At 72.0% G+C, this 16632-nt stretch carries 17 protein-coding genes and 1 pseudogene; 9 read left to right on the forward strand and 9 right to left on the reverse strand.

Annotation, left to right across the window (positions count from 1 at the left end):
- Positions 1–87 precede the first annotated feature (87 nt).
- The 4 genes from ASC60_RS38910 (at position 88) to mscL (ending at position 2796) form a co-directional block, all read left to right on the forward strand.
- Positions 88–453, forward strand: coding sequence for an FmdB family zinc ribbon protein (locus ASC60_RS38910; protein WP_079038285.1), 366 nt, complete (start codon positions 88–90; stop codon positions 451–453).
- A 97-nt stretch (positions 454–550) separates the two neighbouring features.
- Complete coding sequence (locus ASC60_RS08940) at positions 551–1399, forward strand: S-methyl-5'-thioadenosine phosphorylase (protein ID WP_055548559.1); 849 nt, start codon at positions 551–553, stop codon at positions 1397–1399.
- Positions 1400–1548: 149 nt separating this feature from the next.
- A complete protein-coding gene (locus tag ASC60_RS08945) occupies positions 1549–2217 on the forward strand; it encodes an RcpC/CpaB family pilus assembly protein (protein ID WP_079038262.1) in 669 nt (222 codons plus the stop codon).
- A gap of 132 nt (positions 2218–2349) precedes the next feature.
- Positions 2350–2796 carry a large conductance mechanosensitive channel protein MscL gene (mscL, locus tag ASC60_RS08950; RefSeq protein ID WP_055548561.1) on the forward strand — a complete coding sequence of 149 codons (447 nt, stop codon included), beginning with the start codon at positions 2350–2352 and terminating at the stop codon, positions 2794–2796.
- A gap of 16 nt (positions 2797–2812) precedes the next feature.
- Here mscL and ASC60_RS08955 read toward each other — a convergent pair whose 3' ends face one another.
- Positions 2813–3001, reverse strand: a complete 189-nt coding sequence (locus ASC60_RS08955; RefSeq protein ID WP_055548563.1) for a hypothetical protein — start codon at positions 2999–3001, stop codon at positions 2813–2815.
- A 3-nt stretch (positions 3002–3004) separates the two neighbouring features.
- Positions 3005–3547, reverse strand: a complete 543-nt coding sequence (locus tag ASC60_RS08960; RefSeq protein WP_234356848.1) for an AMP-binding protein — start codon at positions 3545–3547, stop codon at positions 3005–3007.
- A 202-nt stretch (positions 3548–3749) separates the two neighbouring features.
- Here ASC60_RS08960 and ASC60_RS08965 point away from each other — a divergent pair, with 202 nt between their 5' ends.
- Together ASC60_RS08965 and ASC60_RS08970 are read left to right on the forward strand one after the other, a co-directional pair.
- The gene (locus tag ASC60_RS08965; RefSeq protein WP_055548817.1) at positions 3750–4898 is read left to right on the forward strand and encodes a P1 family peptidase; all 1149 of its coding nucleotides are present in this window, start codon (positions 3750–3752) and stop codon (positions 4896–4898) included.
- Positions 4899–4969: 71 nt separating this feature from the next.
- Positions 4970–5890, forward strand: a complete 921-nt coding sequence (locus ASC60_RS08970) for an FAD-dependent oxidoreductase (protein WP_055548565.1) — start codon at positions 4970–4972, stop codon at positions 5888–5890.
- Positions 5891–5897: 7 nt separating this feature from the next.
- On the opposite strand, the gene ASC60_RS08975 is transcribed toward ASC60_RS08970, so the two are convergent.
- From ASC60_RS08975 to ASC60_RS08985, 3 genes are all read right to left on the reverse strand, one after another.
- Entirely contained in the window at positions 5898–7997 is a 2100-nt protein-coding gene (locus ASC60_RS08975; protein ID WP_055548567.1) for a fructose-specific PTS transporter subunit EIIC, read from the reverse strand.
- A gap of 84 nt (positions 7998–8081) precedes the next feature.
- Positions 8082–9026: a 1-phosphofructokinase gene (gene pfkB, locus ASC60_RS08980; protein ID WP_055548569.1), complete on the reverse strand. Its 945-nt coding sequence runs from the start codon at positions 9024–9026 to the stop codon at positions 8082–8084.
- On the reverse strand, positions 9023–9784 hold the full coding sequence (locus ASC60_RS08985) for a DeoR/GlpR family DNA-binding transcription regulator (RefSeq protein WP_055548571.1): 762 nt from the start codon (positions 9782–9784) through the stop codon (positions 9023–9025). The genes pfkB and ASC60_RS08985 overlap by 4 nt, the downstream gene beginning before the upstream one ends.
- A gap of 238 nt (positions 9785–10022) precedes the next feature.
- Between ASC60_RS08985 and ASC60_RS43875 the strand changes: the two are divergent.
- Positions 10023–10653, forward strand: a pseudogene (locus ASC60_RS43875) (SDR family oxidoreductase).
- 172 nt (positions 10654–10825) lie between these two features.
- On the opposite strand, the gene ASC60_RS08995 reads toward ASC60_RS43875, so the two are convergent.
- Positions 10826–11827 carry an RNA polymerase sigma factor RpoD/SigA gene (locus ASC60_RS08995; RefSeq protein WP_055548573.1) on the reverse strand — a complete coding sequence of 334 codons (1002 nt, stop codon included), beginning with the start codon at positions 11825–11827 and terminating at the stop codon, positions 10826–10828.
- Positions 11828–12170: 343 nt separating this feature from the next.
- On the opposite strand from ASC60_RS08995, the gene ASC60_RS09000 reads away from it, so the two are divergent.
- Positions 12171–12584, forward strand: coding sequence for a hypothetical protein (locus ASC60_RS09000; RefSeq protein WP_234356850.1), 414 nt, complete (start codon positions 12171–12173; stop codon positions 12582–12584).
- Positions 12585–12629: 45 nt separating this feature from the next.
- Here ASC60_RS09000 and ASC60_RS09005 read toward each other — a convergent pair whose 3' ends face one another.
- Positions 12630–13391: a dioxygenase gene (locus ASC60_RS09005; protein ID WP_055548819.1), complete on the reverse strand. Its 762-nt coding sequence runs from the start codon at positions 13389–13391 to the stop codon at positions 12630–12632.
- 134 nt (positions 13392–13525) lie between these two features.
- On the opposite strand from ASC60_RS09005, the gene ASC60_RS09010 reads away from it, so the two are divergent.
- Positions 13526–14068 carry a MarR family winged helix-turn-helix transcriptional regulator gene (locus ASC60_RS09010; protein ID WP_079038287.1) on the forward strand — a complete coding sequence of 181 codons (543 nt, stop codon included), beginning with the start codon at positions 13526–13528 and terminating at the stop codon, positions 14066–14068.
- Between the two features lie 73 nt (positions 14069–14141).
- On the opposite strand, the gene ASC60_RS09015 is transcribed toward ASC60_RS09010, so the two are convergent.
- Together ASC60_RS09015 and ASC60_RS09020 are read right to left on the reverse strand one after the other, a co-directional pair.
- A complete protein-coding gene (locus ASC60_RS09015; protein WP_055548576.1) occupies positions 14142–15662 on the reverse strand; it encodes an MFS transporter in 1521 nt (506 codons plus the stop codon).
- A gap of 201 nt (positions 15663–15863) precedes the next feature.
- Positions 15864–16529 carry a TetR/AcrR family transcriptional regulator gene (locus ASC60_RS09020; protein WP_055548579.1) on the reverse strand — a complete coding sequence of 222 codons (666 nt, stop codon included), beginning with the start codon at positions 16527–16529 and terminating at the stop codon, positions 15864–15866.
- Between the last annotated feature and the right edge of the window lie 103 nt (positions 16530–16632).

The raw sequence follows: 16632 nt of genomic DNA on the forward strand, positions 1-16632 counted from the left end.
GCCGTACCGCAGTGGACTGGCGGGCCGGAATACTGCACTATGGAGCGTCGTTAGCACTCAATGAGTGAGAGTGCCAGGAGGAAGTACGTGCCGACCTACCAGTACCAGTGCACCGAGTGCGGCGAGGGCCTCGAGGCGGTGCAGAAGTTCACCGACGACGCGCTCACGGAATGCCCCCAGTGCCAGGGGCGCCTGAAGAAGGTGTTCTCCGCGGTCGGCATCGTCTTCAAGGGCTCCGGCTTCTACCGGAACGACAGCCGCTCCTCGTCCAGTGGTTCGAGCGGCAGCTCGGCGAAGCCCGCCGCGAAGAGCGACAGCGGCTCGTCGTCGGACAAGACCTCGTCGTCTTCGTCCTCCTCGGACACCTCCTCGGGGTCGTCTTCTTCCTCTTCTTCTTCGTCGGCGTCTTCTTCGTCGTCGTCATCGTCGAGCAGCACCAGCTCGGCCGCCTGACCTCGTACGCATCGCGCCCCCGCCCACTTCCCGAGGGAAGCGGGCGGGGGCGCGATGTGTTCCGGCGTCGCCGGCCGGGGCTGGCTAGGGTGATCGCATGGCCGAGACGAGCAGCGCACACGCAGACATAGGCGTCATCGGAGGGTCGGGGTTCTACGCCTTCCTCGACGACGTGACCGAGATCACCATGGAGACTCCCTATGGGGATCCGAGCGATTCGCTCTTCCTCGGCGACATCGCGGGGCGGCGGGTCGCCTTCCTGCCCCGGCACGGCCGCAAGCACCATCTGCCGCCGCACCGGATCAACTACCGCGCCAACCTGTGGGCCCTGCGCGCGGCCGGGGTGCGGCAGGTGTTCGGGCCGTGCGCCGTGGGCGGACTGCGGCCGGAGTACGGGCCGGGGACGCTGCTGGTGCCGGACCAGCTGGTGGACCGCACCAAGGCACGCACCCAGACCTTCTTCGACGGTGAGCCGCTTCCGGACGGGCAGGTGCCGAACGTGGTGCACACGACCTTCGCCGACCCGTACTGCCCGGTGGGACGGCGGGCCGCGGTGGCGGCGGCACGCGGACGCGGCTGGGAGCCGGTGGACGGCGGGACGATGTGCGTGGTCGAGGGGCCTCGCTTCTCCACGCGGGCGGAATCGCGCTGGCACGCCGCCCAGGGCTGGTCGGTGGTCGGGATGACCGGACATCCGGAAGCGGTGCTCGCCCGCGAACTGGAGCTGTGCTACACGTCGTTGACGCTGGTCACCGACCTGGACGCGGGGGTGGAGACGGGTGAGGGCGTCTCGCACGCCGAGGTGCTGAAGGTGTTCGGCGAGAACGTCGGGCGGCTGCGCGAGGTGCTCTTCGACGCGGTGAGCGGCCTTCCGGACAACGCCGACCGGGACTGCCTGTGCGCGCACGGGCACGAGGGCTGGGAACTGGGGATAGAGCTGCCGTAGCGGGCGGGCTGGGACGGGTGCGCGCTCGTGTGGGGGACGGAGTTGTCCACAAGGCGGCGGCCGTCCACAGGCCCCGGCGGGATCAGGCGGGGCCGGGCATGGTGAGGGGCCAGAAGCTCCCGGCTCCTCACGGCAGGCGGTGTTGTGCCATGTCCCACCTGTTCTCCCCGTCCCCCGCGTCCTCGTTCCCGACTCCGTCCCCCGCGTCCCCGTCCCCCGCGTCCTCGTCCCCCACATCCCCGCTCCGCGCGCCTTCTCCGCCGTCCCGCGCCACTCCCCCGGCCCGCGCGGTGCCGCCCTTCGGCCCGGTGCGGGTGGCGCGCGACGGGGGATACCGGCTGCGGCGGTCCGTGCGGCGACGGCGGCGCTCCATGGCGGCCGGGCTGGCGCTGACGGCCGCCGCGCTCGCCGCCGCGGCATCGTCCGGTCAGGGCTCCGCGCGCCCGGAGCCCTCCCCCGCCACCGCGGCCGGGAGCCGGTACGAGCCGTCGCGCCCCGCCACGGTGTCCGCGCCGGTCCGGATCGCCGACACGGCGGCGGTGCGGCTGCTGCACCCCGGCGACCGGGTGGACGTGCTGGCCGCGCCCGCGTCCGGCGCCGTCCGGCACCACGGCTCCGGCGCCCCGGCGCGGGTGGTCGCGCGCGGGGTCCGGGTGGCCTCCGTCCCCGGCCTCCGGGGCGGTGATCCGCCGGCGGCCGAGGTGGACGAGCCGGATGCCGGGGCGCTGGTGGTGCTCACGGTGCCGCGTCCGGCCGCCGCCGCACTCGCCGGGGCCGAGGCCACCTCACGTCTGGCGGTGGCCCTGTGCCGCTCCTGACACGCATGCCTCACCTCATGGGCCGAATCGACGCCGGTGTAGGTTGCGGAACCGTCCGCTCCTGCACCGTGGCGGCGAGAGAAAGGCAGTGGGTTGAGCACAGAGAAGGTGCCCGAGGAGAAGCAGAGCGTCATGGAGGGCTTCAAAGCCTTCCTGATGCGCGGCAATGTGATCGACCTCGCGGTCGCGGTGGTCGTCGGGGCCGCCTTCACCGCCGTCGTGAACTCCATAGTGAAGGGCTTGATCAATCCCATAGTCGGCGCCTTCGGCACGAAGGACCTGGAGAAGTACCGCTCCTGCCTCGAGGCGCCCTGCGAGACGAACGCGGCGGGCGAGGTGGTGAAGGGCATCCCGATCCTCTGGGGCAGCGTGCTGTCCGCCGTGCTGACCTTCCTCATCACCGCGGCGGTGGTGTACTTCCTGATGGTGTTGCCGATGTCGCGCTATCTGGCGCGCAAGGCCGCCCGGGAGCAGCAGGCGGAGGAGGAGCAGGCCGAGACGGAGGCCGAGGAGATCATGCTGCTCCGCGAGATCCGGGACGAGCTGGTGGCCCGCCGCGAAGGCGGCCCCAGCACCTGATCGAGCGCCTGCTCGGTCAGATGTGGTGGGGCGGCTTCTCGTCGAGGAAGCGGGCCAGATCCGCGGCGCTGTCGGCGCTGTGTCCGCCGGGGGTCCGCTCGCCCCACCCGCGGTCGGTGTCGTCCGAGGACGGCTGCGCCAGAGGGTCGTCGAAGGTCAGCGCGGCGGCCGGATCGCGCGGTCCAGGGGCAGGGGCGGTGCTCATGGCTCAAGAGTACGGCCGCGGCAGCGGTTCGGTGTACCGGCCGAGCTCGTCGTGCCACCACAGGTCCCGGCCCGGCTTCCAGGACACCGGGCGGCCGAGGCGATGCACGACCAGCACGTTCCGGATGCCGGGGCAGCCGGTGAGCGCCCGGTCGACGAGCTGCTTGAGCGGGTGCTGCTCGCCGCAGCGCTGTTCCCCGTCCGCGGTGATGACGATCTTGGCGTCCATCTCCCTGATCCGGTCGCGCAGTTCGTGCGGGCGCAGTCCCACCGGCAGGCTGCCGCGTACGACGTCGAGGCGGCCGCAGGCGAGGGTGGCGATCACGGATTCGGGCACGAGCGGCAGATGGACCGCCACCCGGTCACCGGCCCGGACCCCGAGCCGGGTGAGGGCGGCGGCGGCCCTGGCGGCCTGGTCGAGCAGTTCGGCGTGGGTCAGCTCCTCGGTGCAGTCGGGCTCGCTGATCCACCGGAGGGCCACCCGGGAGGTCTGCCGCGTGGCGGCGGCCAGGGTCGGGAGCTCCTCCGTCCGGGAGGCACGAGGCACGGCGGTATTCCTTGAGGCGGGGACGAACGGCATACCGCACAGCCTGCTGGCACGTCATCAACATCTGATGAACGACCGCTATACGAGGCGGAGATGGCCCGGCGCACGCCGCCCGGAGGCGCTCGCGAGAGCCCTCGTTCCGGGGCCGGTCACGCCTCGGTGCCCGACCATGACACGAGCCACCGTGCTACGCATGGCGTTCATGGATGCCGAGCGAACCACCCATGACTCCCCGCACCCCGGCCGGGCCGACGCACTGACGGATGTACCCGGGCTGCGCGTCGGCCATGCGCAGCGCACCGGAGGCGGATGGCTGACGGGAACGACCGTCGTGCTGGCCCCGGAGGGCGGCGCGGTCGCCGCCGTCGATGTGCGCGGCGGGGGCCCGGGGACCCGGGAGACCGACGCCCTCGATCCGCGCAATCTCGTCCAGCGCGTGGACGCCGTCGTGCTGACCGGCGGCAGCGCCTTCGGCCTGGACAGCGCCTCCGGGGTGGCCGGCTGGCTGGAGGAACACGGCCGCGGCTTCCGGGTGGGCCCCGACCCGGCGCAGGTCGTCCCGGTCGTCCCGGCGGCCGCCCTCTTCGACCTCGGCCGGGGCGGCCACTGGCGGGCCCGGCCGGGTGCCGACCTGGGCCGGGAGGCCGCCGAGGCGGCGGCCCGCTCGGAGCCGGGCGCGCCGGTGGCGCAGGGCAACACGGGTGCGGGTGCGGGCGCGGTGGCCGGTGGACTCAAGGGCGGCATGGGATCGGCGTCGCTGGTGCTGCCGTCCGGTGTCACGGTGGCCGCGCTGGTGGCGGTCAACGCGGTCGGATCGGTGGTCGACCCGCGGACCGGAGCGCTGTACGGGCAGGGGTATGGGCCGTCCGGTGACGCCGGGGCCCACCTCCCCGGTGGCGAGGAGCGCGCGGAGGCGGCGCGCCGCCTGGCCGCCGCGCGGGCCGAGTCGGAGCGGCGTCAGGCCGCGTCGGTGCGGCCTCCGCTGAACACGACTCTGGCCGTGGTCGCCACCGACGCCGCGCTCACCCGGGCCCAGGCGCACAAGCTCGCGGGCACGGCGCACGACGGTCTGGCCCGGGCGATCCGGCCGGTGCATCTGATGTCCGACGGTGACACCGTCTTCGCCCTGGCCACCGGTGATCGCCCGCTGGTGCCGGAGGAGAGCGGGGACGGTACGGAGGATCCGGCGTTCGGGGTGCACCGGGAGGCCGGGGCGCTGAACGAGGTGCTGGCGGCGGGGGCGGACGCGCTCACCCGGGCCGTGGTCAAGGCGGTGCTGGCGGCGGAGGGCGTGGACGGCCCGGGCGGGGTCTTCCCCGCGTACCGGGATCTGTTCGGCGGACCGTTCTGAGCGGACGGCTGTCGGGTGGGTGAGAGGGTCCCGAGTCGGGCCGAGAAGGGCTGGGAGGAAGGGGGATCACCATGGATGCGGATCTGCTGGTTGTCGGCGGCGGTCCGGCGGGCTGTGCGGCCGTCGTGATGGCGGCGAGCCTCGGGATGCGGTCCGTCCTCGTCGAGTCGGGCGACGTGCTGTGCGGTGCGCTGCGGCGTATCCCGGTGGTGAGCAACGTCCTGGGCTTCACCACCGGCCCGGGGATGGCGACGGCGATCGAGGCCGACGTGGAGCGGTGTGACCTCTGCCGGGTCGCACTCGGGCGGCGGGCCACGCGGATCGGCGCGTTCGAGGACCGGGTGGAGGTGACGGTCGAAGGCCCGGGGGCGGCCGGGGCGCGGCTGACCGCGCCGTATGCCGTCGTCGCCACCGGGGTGGGGCCGCTGGCGCCCGCCGCCGGCGGATGGCTCGCGGGAGCGGAGGGCCGGGAGCTGCCCCAGCTGTGGGAGGCGGAGGCCGCGGAGATCACCGGCCGCACGGTTCTGGTCCTCGGCGCGGACCGCCCACTGGGCACCCTCACCCGCGCCCATCCGGGCCTGCGAACCCGGTTCCTGGTCGCCCATCCGCCCGAGGACACCTACAAGACCGAGGAGCTCGGGCAGGACGCCCGGGTGGAGCTGGTGGCCGTGCGGCGGCTGGAGCTGGGGCCGCCGTCCGCGCCGCAGCGGGCCGAGGCGCTGACTGTCGGGGGCGGGCGGCGTGCCCTCACGGCCGACCTGGTGTTCCTCAATCTGGGCAGCGCCCCGGCGCCGCCCGCCGGGTCCCTCGTCACCGGCGGGTCCGGTTACTGTCCGCCCGGGCGTCAGCCCCCGCGCATCCGTACGGCCGGTGATCTGCGCTCCGCCCGCTTCCAGCGGATCACGATCGCGATGGGATCAGGCGGCGAGGCCGCGCTCAGCGCCTACTACGCTGCGCGGGGCCTCGCCACGGATGGGATGGGGGATGGCTGAGATGGGGTCAGACCGCGACCGCCACCTTCTCCTCGTCCCCGGCGGCGCCCTTCGCGGAGGCGTCACCACCGGCCGTGGCCGTGGCACCGGCCTCCGACTTCTTCCGCAGCCCCTTGAGGAAGACCACCAGCCCGGCCGTCACCGCCGTGCCCGCCACGATGGCCAGCAGATAGAGGAACGGCTGGCCGATCAGCGGGACCACGAAGATGCCGCCGTGCGGGGCGCGCAGCGTGCAGCCGAAGGCCATCGACAGCGCACCGGTGATCGCGCCGCCCACCATCGAGGAGGGGATCACCCGCAGCGGGTCGGCCGCCGCGAACGGAATGGCGCCCTCGCTGATGAAGGAGGCGCCCAGCACCCAGGCGGCCTTGCCGTTGTCCCGCTCGGTCTTGGTGAACAGCTTTCCGCGCACGGTGGTGGCCAGCGCCATCGCCAGCGGCGGGACCATACCGGCCGCCATCACCGCGGCCATGATCTTGAGGCTGCCGTCGCTCGGGTTGGACACCGCGATGCCGCCGGTGGCGAAGGCGTACGCGACCTTGTTGACCGGGCCGCCGAGGTCGAAGCACATCATCAGGCCGAGGATCACGCCGAGGCCGATGGCGTTGGCGCCGGAGAGCCCGTTGAGCCAGTCGGTCATCGCCCCCTGGGCGGAGGCGATGGGCTTGCCGATCACCACGAACATCAGGAAGCCGACGATCGCCGAGGAGATCAGCGGGATCACCACGACCGGCATGATGCCGCGCAGCGCCGCCGGGACCTTGAACCGCTGGATGCCCATGACGACCGCGCCCGCGATCAGACCCGCGGCCAGACCGCCCAGGAAGCCCGCCTTGATCGTGGTGGCGATGAAGCCGCCGACGAAACCGGGCACGAGCCCGGGCCGGTCGGCCATGCCGTAGGCAATGTATCCGGCCAGGACCGGCACCAGGAAGGTGAAGGCCGCACCGCCGATCTGGAAGAGCAGCGCCGCCCAGCTGGCGGTCTCGGTCCACACGAAGTGGTCCGCGACCGACTTGGCGTTGGCGATCTCGTAGCCGCCGATCGCGAAGGCGAGCGCGATGAGCAGACCGCCCGCGGCGACGAACGGGACCATGTAGCTGACGCCCGTCATCAGCCACTTGCGCAGCCGGGTACCGAAGTGGTCGCCGCCCGCGTCCATCGGGGCGGAGCCGTCCGAGGTGTCATCGGCCGCGTCCGCCGGTGCGCTCGTCTCGCCGCGCGCCGCCTTGTCGCGCGCCTCGGCCACCAGCTCGGCCGGGCGGTTGATGCCCGCCTTGACCCCGACGTCCACCGTCGGCTTCCCGGCGAACCGCTCCTTGTCCCGGACCTCCACATCGTGCGCGAAGATCACCGCGTCGGCGGCGGCGATGGTGGCGGCGGGCAGCTTCTCGAACCCGGCCGAGCCCTGGGTCTCCACGACCAGCTCGACACCGGCCTCACGGGCGGCGTTCTCCAGCGACTCGGCGGCCATGTAGGTGTGCGCGATGCCGGTGGGGCACGAGGTGACGGCGACGATCCGGAAGGGCGCCGCCGCGGCCGCCGGTGCGGGCGCGGCCCCGACGGCCTCGGAGGCCCCGGTCGGCTCCGCCGGGCCGTTCGCCGCGTCCTTCGGCTCCTCGGCCGAGGGCTCATTCGCGGCGCTGTCCGGGGCCGCGGAGGGTTCCTCGTCACCGCGGATCAGGGCGGCCGCCCGGGCCGGGTCGTCGGCGGCCCGCAGGGCGCCGGTGAACTCGGCGTTCATCAAAGAACGGGCGAGGCTGGACAGGATCGTCAGGTGATCGCTGTCGGCACCCGCGGGGGCCGCGATCAGGAAGATCAGGTCGGCCGGTCCGTCCGGCGCGCCGAAGTCGATCCGGGGCGCGCTGCGCCCGAAGGCCAGCGTCGGCTCGGTGACATGCTCGCTGCGGCAGTGGGGTATGCCGATGCCGCCGTCCAGGCCGGTCGGCATCTGCTCCTCACGGGCCGCCACGTCGGCGAGGAAGCCGTCGAGGTCGGTGACCCGGCCCGTCGCGACCATGCGCTCGGCGAGCGACCGGGCGGCGGCTTCCTTGGTGTCGGCGGACAGGTCAAGGTCGACCAGATCCGCGGTGATCAGCTCACTCATCTCGCGGCTCCCTTGGGTGCGATACCGCCCTGGGGCAGGCGGGCGGAGGGGGTAGGGACTGGGGGTGGGAGTGGGTCGGGCCGGTCACGCGGGCTCCTTGAGCACGCGATCCAGCGGGACGTCCGACGTCGTGGTGACGGCGGACGGGTCCAGGTCGGCCGGGGTCGGCATCGCACTGCCCGGCAGTTGTACGGCGGCCGCGCCATGGGCCACGGCCGAGGCGAGCGCGGCGGCTCCGGTGCCGCCCGCGGCGAGGAATCCGGCGAGCGAGGCATCGCCCGCACCGACATTACTGCGCACGGTCGCGACCTTGGCCGTACCGAAGTAGGCACCGGTTCCGTCGACCAGCAGCTGGCCATCGGCGCCGAGGCTGGCCAGGACGGCGCGGGCACCCAGCTCGCGCAGTTCCTCGGCGGCCTTGACCGCCTCGCCCACGGTGGCGATCGGGCGGCCGACGGCCTGGGCGAGTTCCTCGGCGTTGGGCTTCACCACATCGGGGCGCTCGCGCAGGGCCGCGGTCAGGGAGGGTCCTGAGGTGTCCAGGGCGATCCTGGCGCCCGCCCGGTGGGCCCGGGCGACCAGCTCGGCGTACCACTCGGGGGCGAGGCCGCGCGGAAGGCTGCCGCAGCAGGCGATCCAGTCGGCGTCGGCGACCCGGGTCCGCACCGCCTCCAGCAGGGCCTCGGCCTCGGTGTCGCTCAGCTCGGGCCCGCTCGCGTTGAGCTTGGTGAGGGTGCCGTCCGGCTCGGCGACGGAGATGTTGACCCGGGTCGAGCCGCGCACCGGCACGCCCGCCGCCTCGATGCCCAGTTCCTCGAGCAGCCGCGCCAGCAGCGCGCCCTCGGGTCCGCCGAGCGGCAGCACCGCCACGGTGCGGTGTCCGGCGGCGGCCACGGCGCGCGAGACGTTGACGCCCTTGCCGCCGGGGTCGACCCGGTCGGTGGTGGCCCGCAGCACGGCGCCGCGCTCCAGCGCCGGGATCTCGTACGTACGGTCCAGGCTGGGATTGGGGGTGACGGTGAGGATCATGCGCGTACTACTTCCGTGCCCTGCTTTTCGATGGCGAGGGCGTCCTGTGGGGTGAGACCGGCGTCCGTGATCAACAGGTCGACATCGTCGAGGCCGCCGAAGCGGGCGAAGTGCTCCTGGCCGTACTTGCCGGAGTCGGCGAGCAGCACGACCCGGCGGGCGGAGCCGATCATGGCGCGCTTGACGGCGGCCTCCGCGAGGTCGGGGGTGGTCAGCCCGCTGTCCGGGGAGAAGCCGTTGGTGGCGAGGAAGACCACATCGGCCCTGATCTCGCCGTAGCCGCGCAGTGCCCAGGCGTCGACGGCGGCCCGGGTGCGGTGGCGGACCCGGCCGCCGACCAGGTGCAGGGCGATGCCGGGGTGGTCGGCGAGGCGGGCCGCGATCGGCAGCGCGTGGGTGACCACGGTGAGCCCGGCTTCCAGGGGGATGGCGGCGGCGAACCGGGCCGCCGTCGACCCGGCGTCGATGATCACGCTGCCGTCGGCGGGGAGTTCGGCGAGGGCGGCACGCGCGATGCGGTCCTTCTCGTCGGCGGCGGTGCTCTCGCGCTCGGCGAGGTCGGGCTCGAAATCGAGACGTCCTGCCGGGATCGCGCCCCCGTGCACGCGGCGCACCAGACCGGCCCGGTCGAGGGCCCGCAGATCACGCCGTACGGTCTCGGCGGTGACCTGGAACTCCTCGGCGAGGGACAGGACATCCACCCGTCCGCTGTCGCGGGCGAGCCGGAGGATCTCCTGCTGACGCTCCGGTGCGTACATGTGGGTTTACGTCCCTTCCATGCCCGAACCTGTGATTTCGCGGCCAGATTACGTCGCCACTTCCGGAAAGTAAACAGACTCGGGCACGAAACAAACCCGACCGGACAGACTCGGGCCAGATTCGAAAGCCTGGGCCAGATTCCCGGCGCGCCCCGCCAGGATCAGACATGTCCGAGGGCATCACAGCACATCTGGGCATCCCTCATCTTCATCGCATTCTTCGCGTACGGGAGCGGACGTGACACTCGACGGCAAGGCGGCCCTGATCACCGAAGGCAGCCGCGGCATCGGCCGGGCCATCGCCCTCCGGCTCGCCGAGGACGGCGCCGATGTCGCCCTGACCTACCACCATCAGGCCGGCCGTGCGGCGGACCTCGTCGAACGGATCAAGGCGCTGGGCCGCCGGGCCCTGGCCGTCCGGGCGGACAGCGCGGGCCCGGTGGCGGTGCGGGCCCGGCGGCGGTGCGGGCCCGGTGGCGGTGCGGGCGGCCGTGGCCGGGGCCGCCGCCGAGTTCGGGCGCCTGGACATCGTGGTCAACACCCGCGGGCGTGGAAGCGTTCGGCCCGATCACCGAGCTGTCACTGGAGGACGTGGACCGCGTCTTGGATGCCAACGTCCGGGCACCCTTCCTGACCGCCTAGTAGGCGGCCGCGCGGGATCACCGTCAACCTGATCCACCCCGGCCCGATCGACACCGGCATGAACCCCGCCGACGGCGAGAGCGCCGTCCTGCAAAGCGGCTTGACCGCGCTCGGCCGCTACGGACTGCCGTCGGAGGTGGCCGCGACCGTCGCCCATCTCGCGGGCGAGAGCGGCCACTACATCAGCGGGGCGTCGATTCGCCGTGGACGGCGGCTTCGCCGCCTGAGCAGCCTGACGCGAGCCGCACCGCGAGCCGTCTGATCAGTAGCCACCCGACCGCGAGCCACCGACCGCGAGCCGTCCGATCAGGCGAGGAAGAGCCCCGGCGCTCGGGGGAGGCGCCGGGGCTTGGTCTATGGGGTCTGTGACGTACGGTCGGGTCCATGCGGCGCGGCAGCTCAGGCCGCGGCGTCGAAGCCGGTCTGACGGGCCATCTTCTTCAGTTCCAGCAGCGCGTGCTTCTCGATCTGACGGATGCGCTCACGCGTGAGCCCATGCTGCTTGCCGACCTCGGTGAGCGTGCGCTCCCGTCCGTCGTCGATGCCGTACCGCGCCTTGATGATGGAGGCGGTCCGGTCATCGAGGCGGCCGATGAGGTCTTCCAGCTCCTCGCTGCGCAGCAGCGTCATCACCGACTGCTCGGGCGAGACGGCCGAGGTGTCCTCCAGCAGGTCGCCGAACTGGGTCTCGCCCTCGTCGTCGACCGACATGTTGAGGCTCACCGGGTCGCGCGCCCAGTCCAGCACGTCCGAGACCCGCTCCGGCGTGGAGCCCAGCTCCTCGGCGATCTCCGAGTGCTCCGGGTCGCGGCCGTGCTCACGGTTGAACTCACGCTGCACCCGGCGGATCCGGCCCAGCTCCTCGACCAGGTGGACGGGCAGCCGGATCGTGCGGGACTGATCGGCGATCGAGCGCGTGATGGCCTGGCGGATCCACCACGTGGCATACGTCGAGAACTTGAAGCCCTTGGTGTAGTCGAACTTCTCCACAGCGCGCACCAGGCCCGCGTTGCCCTCCTGGATCAGGTCGAGCAAGGGCAGACCACTGCGCGGATAACGGCGGGCCACGGCCACGACCAGGCGCAGATTCGAGCGGATGAAGACATCCTTCGCGCGGGCGCCCTCGGCGGCGATGGCCTTGAGCTCCTCTCGGCTCGCGCCGGCGGCTCCGGCGTCCTCGACCTCTCCGTCCAGAATCTGCTGGGCATATACACCCGCCTCGACAGCCTGGGACAGCTCGACCTCCTTCGCCGCGTCCAGCAACGGGGTACGAGCGATCTCGTCGAGATACATGCCGACCAGGTCGCGATCGGCGATCTCCCCGCCTGTGGCGCGAACACTGTTGGCCCCCTCAGCACCACCGGTGGTGGCCTGATTGCGGGCGACGGCACGGGTTGCCATGCGTGCTCCCTTACAGATGGATCGGGCGCGGACTATGAACGGACCTTCCCTGGGCGGGTGCCCCGTCCGATGGAAACAACGACTGGAATCCGGACAGAATTCCCAAGCCGCGCCCACCTTTTTACGATCATGCAGTACCCTGTGCCGCCACAGGGGGTTCAGTGCGAGGCGACAGCGTCGAGAAACGCAGGTCAGGGGCGCCGATCGCGCCGGAGCGGCCGCCTTCCCCCGCCTTCCCACCTCGCCTCCCCTCCCACAAGACGGATCCCATGGCCTTCTGGTTGCCCGGACCGGTTGCCGGAGGCCCGGGGCGGGTGTGCGCTTGAGGGGAGGAGGTCCTGCCATGAGTCCTGTCATGAAGGCGTCCCCGGCCCGGGGGCGCCACCGGCCGCATCTCCCCGCCACCCGGCTCCACGCCTCCGCGTCCTGGGTGGTCCCCGTCGTGCTGGGTGTCCTCAGCGGCGGCTACGCGATGTTCATCGGTCACAACCAGGGCGCGACGGTGCTCGCCGCCGGGCTCCTCGGCCTGGTCGGGGCCGTCGTCGTCGGCGTGGCCTGCTATCTGGTCGGGCGGATCCAGGGACGGCTGCTGCCGGAGGTCAGGGCGGGGCTGTACGGAGCGCTCCTCGGCTGCGTGATCGGCTTCCTGTACTGCCTGAGCGGGGCGACCGTGGCCCGGGCGTCCGTCATCGCCCTCGCGGTGGCGCTGGCGATGGCGGCGGCGTCGTTCTACGTCTTCCACGCCCGGGAGGAATGAGCGGACCGAACGGGCGGAGCGCCGGGCGGAGCCGCCCGCCCGGCCTCAGCCGAGCTGCAGCGACCGCTTCGCCAGCCCCATCCAGAAGCCGTCGATCACGCTCCGCTGGCTGTCCAGCTCCGACTCCGCCGCGCCCAGCGTGACGAACAGCGGGGCGAAGTGCTCGGTGCGCGGGTGGGCGAGGGAGCCGCTGGGGGATGCGTGCTCGAAGTCCAGCAAGGCGTCGATGTCCTGCCCGGCGAGGGCGCGCCGCCCCCAGTCGTCGAACTCGGTCGACCAGCCGGGCGGCGTCGGGCCGGCGTGGCGCAGCGCGGCCAGGTTGTGGGTGAAGAAGCCGCTGCCGACGATCAGCACCCCCTCGTCGCGCAGCGGGGCGAGCTTGCGGCCGATGTCCATCAGCTTCCGCGGGTCCAGGGTCGGCATCGAGACCTGGAGGACGGGAATGTCGGCGTCCGGGTACATCTCGACGAGCGGTACGTAGGCGCCGTGATCGAGCCCCCGGCCGGGGATGTCCTGGACGGGAGTGCCCGCGGTACGCAGCGTCTTGCGGACGCGCTCGGCCAGCTCGGGCGCGCCGGGCGCGGCGTAGCGGACCCGGTAGTAGTGCTCGGGGAAGCCCCAGAAGTCGTAGACCAGCGGAACCGTTTCGGTGGCGCCGATGGCGAGCGGGGCTTCCTCCCAGTGCGCGGAGATCATCAAAATGGCGGTGGGACGGGGCAGGTCCGCCGCCCAGGCGGCGAGCTGTCCGGGCCAGACCGGATCATCGGCGAGCGGCGGAGCACCATGGCTGAGATAGAGGGCGGGCATGCGCGACACGGCGGCGGCTCCTCGGCCAGACGAACATCAGAAAGCTTGAAGTCTCAAGCAACAGTCGACTTCACGGTATAGCACACTTGTTTAAAATTCAAGAAGTAGTCTTTACACTGAACGATGTGGACGCCATGAACTCCCCCGCAGACGCAGACACAGACGCAGAAACAGACACCGGAACAGGCACCGACACCGACGAGCCCCGCTGGCTGAACGATGACGAGCAGCGCGCCTGGCTCGCGTACGTCCAGGCCAGGATGTTGCTGGAAGACCATCTCGACCGTCAGCTGCAGCGCGACGCGGGCATGCCGCACATCTACTACAGCCTCCTGGTGAAGCTCTCCTGGGCGCCGCGCCACCAGATGCGGATGACGGAACTGGCCGAGGCCGCCAAGATCACCCGTTCCCGGCTCTCCCACGCCATCACCCGCATGGAGAAGGACGGCTGGGTGCGGCGCGAGGACTGCCCCTCCGACAAGCGCGGGCAGAACGCGGTCCTCACCGAGAAGGGATTCGACGTCCTCAAGCAGACCGCGCCCGGCCATGTCCACGCCGTCCGCTCGGCGATCTTCGACCGGCTCACCTCGGAGCAGATCGCCCAGTTCGGCGACGTCTGCCAGATCATCGCCGACGGGCTCCAGCCCGAGGGCGCCGATCTCCCCTGGCTGCGCTGACCCAAAGGCGCACCTGGGCCCCGCTCCACCGGGCGAATGCCGGGGAGCGGGGCCCATGCGTCCGTACGCGTCGTCAGTGCGCCATGACCGGCACGGCGTCCTCCACCGCCCCGTCGGCCGAACCGGCGATCGCGCCGCCGCCGTCCTGCCTCCCGGCGCTGATCAGCGTCGTGGCGATCGCCGCGGCCAGCAGCAGGATGGCGACCGCCCAGGCGATGGCCGCGGTGTAGCCGTGCACCATCGACTGCAGCTGCAGCAGCTTCGGCGACGAGGCCGTGGCCATGTGGCCCTTGGCGTAGGCCGTGGTGGCGCTGGCGGCGATGGTGTTGAGCAGCGCGGTGCCGATCGCACCGCCCACCTGCTGCGAGGTGTTGACCATCGCGGAGGCGACGCCCGCGTCACGCGGCTCGACACCATGGGTGGCCAGGCTCATCGCGGGCATGAACGCCGTGCCCATGCCGAGGCCGAGCAGCATGATCGCGGGCAGGATCAGCGCCGGGTACGAGCTGTCCAGGTCGATCTGGGTCAGCAGCAGCATGCCGGACGCGGCGACCAGGAAGCCCGGGCCCATCAGCAGCCGCGGCGGAACCCGGGTCATCAGCCGGGCGCCGATCTGCGTCGATCCGGTGATCATGCCCGCGACCATCGGCAGGAAGGCCAGACCGGTCTGGACCGGGCTGTACCCCTTGACGATCTGCATGTAGTAGGTGAGGAAGAGGAACAGACCGAACATGCCGATGATGGCGAGGCCCAGCGAGGCGTAGACCCCGCCGCGGTTGCGGTCGGTGACGACGCGCAGCGGCAGCAGCGGCGTCTTGACCCGGGACTCGACGATCACGAAGGCGGTCAGCAGCACGGCGGCCGCGACGTACAGCGCGACGGTCGGGCCCGCGGTCCAGCCGTCGGACTCGGCGCGGGTGAAGGCGTAGACCAGCGCGACCAGGCCCGAGGTGGCCAGCAGCACACCGGGGACGTCCAGCTTGGAGGGGTTACGGCTCTCGCTGGGCTCGCGGATCACGGAGATCGCGCCGACCGCGGCGACGATGGCGAACGGGATGTTGACGAAGAACGTCCAGCGCCAGTCCAGGTATTCGGTGAGGACACCGCCGAGGATGAGGCCCACGGCACCGCCGCCGCCCGCGATGGCGCCGAAGACACCGAACGCCTTGGCCCGCTCCTTGGGGTCGGTGAACATCACGGCGAGCAGCGAGAGCGCGGAGGGCGCGAGCAGCGCGCCGAAGACGCCCTGCAGGGCGCGGGCGCCGAGCAGCATGCCGCTGCCCACCGCGGCGCCGCCGAGCGCCGAGGCCGCGGCGAAGCCGATGAGCCCGATGATGAAGGTCTGCTTACGGCCCCACAGGTCCGCGATCCGGCCGCCGAACAGCAGCAGGCCGCCGAAGGCGAGGGCGTAGGCGGTGATGACCCACTGCTTGTTGCCGTCGGAGATGTGCAGGTCGGCCTGGGCCGAGGGCAGGGCGATGTTCACGATGGTCGCGTCGAGGACGACCATCAGCTGCGCGAGGGCGATGAATATCAGCGCTTTCCAGCGCCGGGGGTCGGCGTATGGGGCCTTGTTCAGGGCCGTTTCAGGCATGGGTGGGCCTACCTAGCGGTGCGGAGAGTGATAAACGGGACGTTTGACACCCGGCTCGGGCCGGGCGGAGTCAGGGAATGAGCAGAAGGAATGAGAGCCGGGACGAGGTGAAAGCTGACGATGTGCGGCGTCGCACACAAGGAAGACCGGTGGACGCGCGGAAGTAAGCGGTGTTCGGTGAGCGGCCGGGTGCGAGCTACGTCACGGCCGGTGCTGCAGATCCTCCAAGGTGACGGCAGAACCGGGAAGTTCGGAGCGCGCCGGGGCCGACAGACCGTCCAGGAACAGCTGCAGATGCCGGTGCACGAAGGCGTCGAAGTCCACACAGCCGCTGCCGGGCAGCGGCCGGGTGAGCTGGGTGAGCGCGACCATGAGATCGCCGACGTCGATGTCGGCGCGCAGGCGGCCGGCCGCTCGGGCGGCCCCCATCAGGGCGTCGATACCGGCGTCCAGACGGTCGCGGGCGGCGATGTGGTCAGGGTGCTCCTTGTCGATGCCGTCGGAGAGCAGGGGGCACAGCGCGCCGATCCGCTCGTCCGCGGCCGCGTGGACGAAGCGCCCCAGCGCCAGGAAGGCGTCGGGCTCCTCGGCCAGGGCCGATTCGGCTTGTTCGGCGACGCGGGACATCACCGACAGGGTCACCTGATGGATCAGTTCACGGCGGTCCGCGAAGTGCCGGTAAATGGTGGCATTGCCGACTCCCGCCCGTCGAGCGATTTCATCGAGCGGGACCTCGGCCCCGTACTCGACGAGCACCTCGCGGGCGGCGCCGACGATCCGCTCCCGGTTGCGCAGGGCGTCGGCGCGCAGTCGGGGCGGTGCGTGCCGTGCGCGCTCCGCGGCCTGTGCGGCGGTGGCTCCGGTCATGACAGCTCCCCTTTCTGTGTCCGATCGTCCCGGCATCGGATGATTCGAGGCGAACGATTCGAGGTTCAATATTTCCGGGGAGTCAGTCCCCGTTTGTTCGGTC

The organism is Streptomyces sp. NBRC 110028 (genome assembly GCF_001417735.1).
Lineage (GTDB): Bacteria > Actinomycetota > Actinomycetes > Streptomycetales > Streptomycetaceae > Streptomyces.

Bases quoted from the DNA above. Each gene is read 5' to 3' on its own strand.
- ASC60_RS08940 (WP_055548559.1), top strand. From the start codon at position 551: ATGGCCGAGACGAGCAGCGCACACGCAGACATAGGCGTCATCGGAGGG.
- ASC60_RS08945 (WP_079038262.1), top strand. From the start codon at position 1,549: ATGTCCCACCTGTTCTCCCCGTCCCCCGCGTCCTCGTTCCCGACTCCG.
- mscL (WP_055548561.1), top strand. From the start codon at position 2,350: ATGGAGGGCTTCAAAGCCTTCCTGATGCGCGGCAATGTGATCGACCTC.
- ASC60_RS08955 (WP_055548563.1), bottom strand. From the start codon at position 3,001: ATGAGCACCGCCCCTGCCCCTGGACCGCGCGATCCGGCCGCCGCGCTG.
- ASC60_RS08965 (WP_055548817.1), top strand. From the start codon at position 3,750: ATGGATGCCGAGCGAACCACCCATGACTCCCCGCACCCCGGCCGGGCC.
- ASC60_RS08970 (WP_055548565.1), top strand. From the start codon at position 4,970: ATGGATGCGGATCTGCTGGTTGTCGGCGGCGGTCCGGCGGGCTGTGCG.
- ASC60_RS08975 (WP_055548567.1), bottom strand. From the start codon at position 7,997: ATGAGTGAGCTGATCACCGCGGATCTGGTCGACCTTGACCTGTCCGCC.
- pfkB (WP_055548569.1), bottom strand. From the start codon at position 9,026: ATGATCCTCACCGTCACCCCCAATCCCAGCCTGGACCGTACGTACGAG.
- ASC60_RS08985 (WP_055548571.1), bottom strand. From the start codon at position 9,784: ATGTACGCACCGGAGCGTCAGCAGGAGATCCTCCGGCTCGCCCGCGAC.
- ASC60_RS08995 (WP_055548573.1), bottom strand. From the start codon at position 11,827: ATGGCAACCCGTGCCGTCGCCCGCAATCAGGCCACCACCGGTGGTGCT.
- ASC60_RS09000 (WP_234356850.1), top strand. From the start codon at position 12,171: ATGAGTCCTGTCATGAAGGCGTCCCCGGCCCGGGGGCGCCACCGGCCG.
- ASC60_RS09005 (WP_055548819.1), bottom strand. From the start codon at position 13,391: ATGCCCGCCCTCTATCTCAGCCATGGTGCTCCGCCGCTCGCCGATGAT.
- ASC60_RS09010 (WP_079038287.1), top strand. From the start codon at position 13,526: ATGAACTCCCCCGCAGACGCAGACACAGACGCAGAAACAGACACCGGA.
- ASC60_RS09015 (WP_055548576.1), bottom strand. From the start codon at position 15,662: ATGCCTGAAACGGCCCTGAACAAGGCCCCATACGCCGACCCCCGGCGC.
- ASC60_RS09020 (WP_055548579.1), bottom strand. From the start codon at position 16,529: ATGACCGGAGCCACCGCCGCACAGGCCGCGGAGCGCGCACGGCACGCA.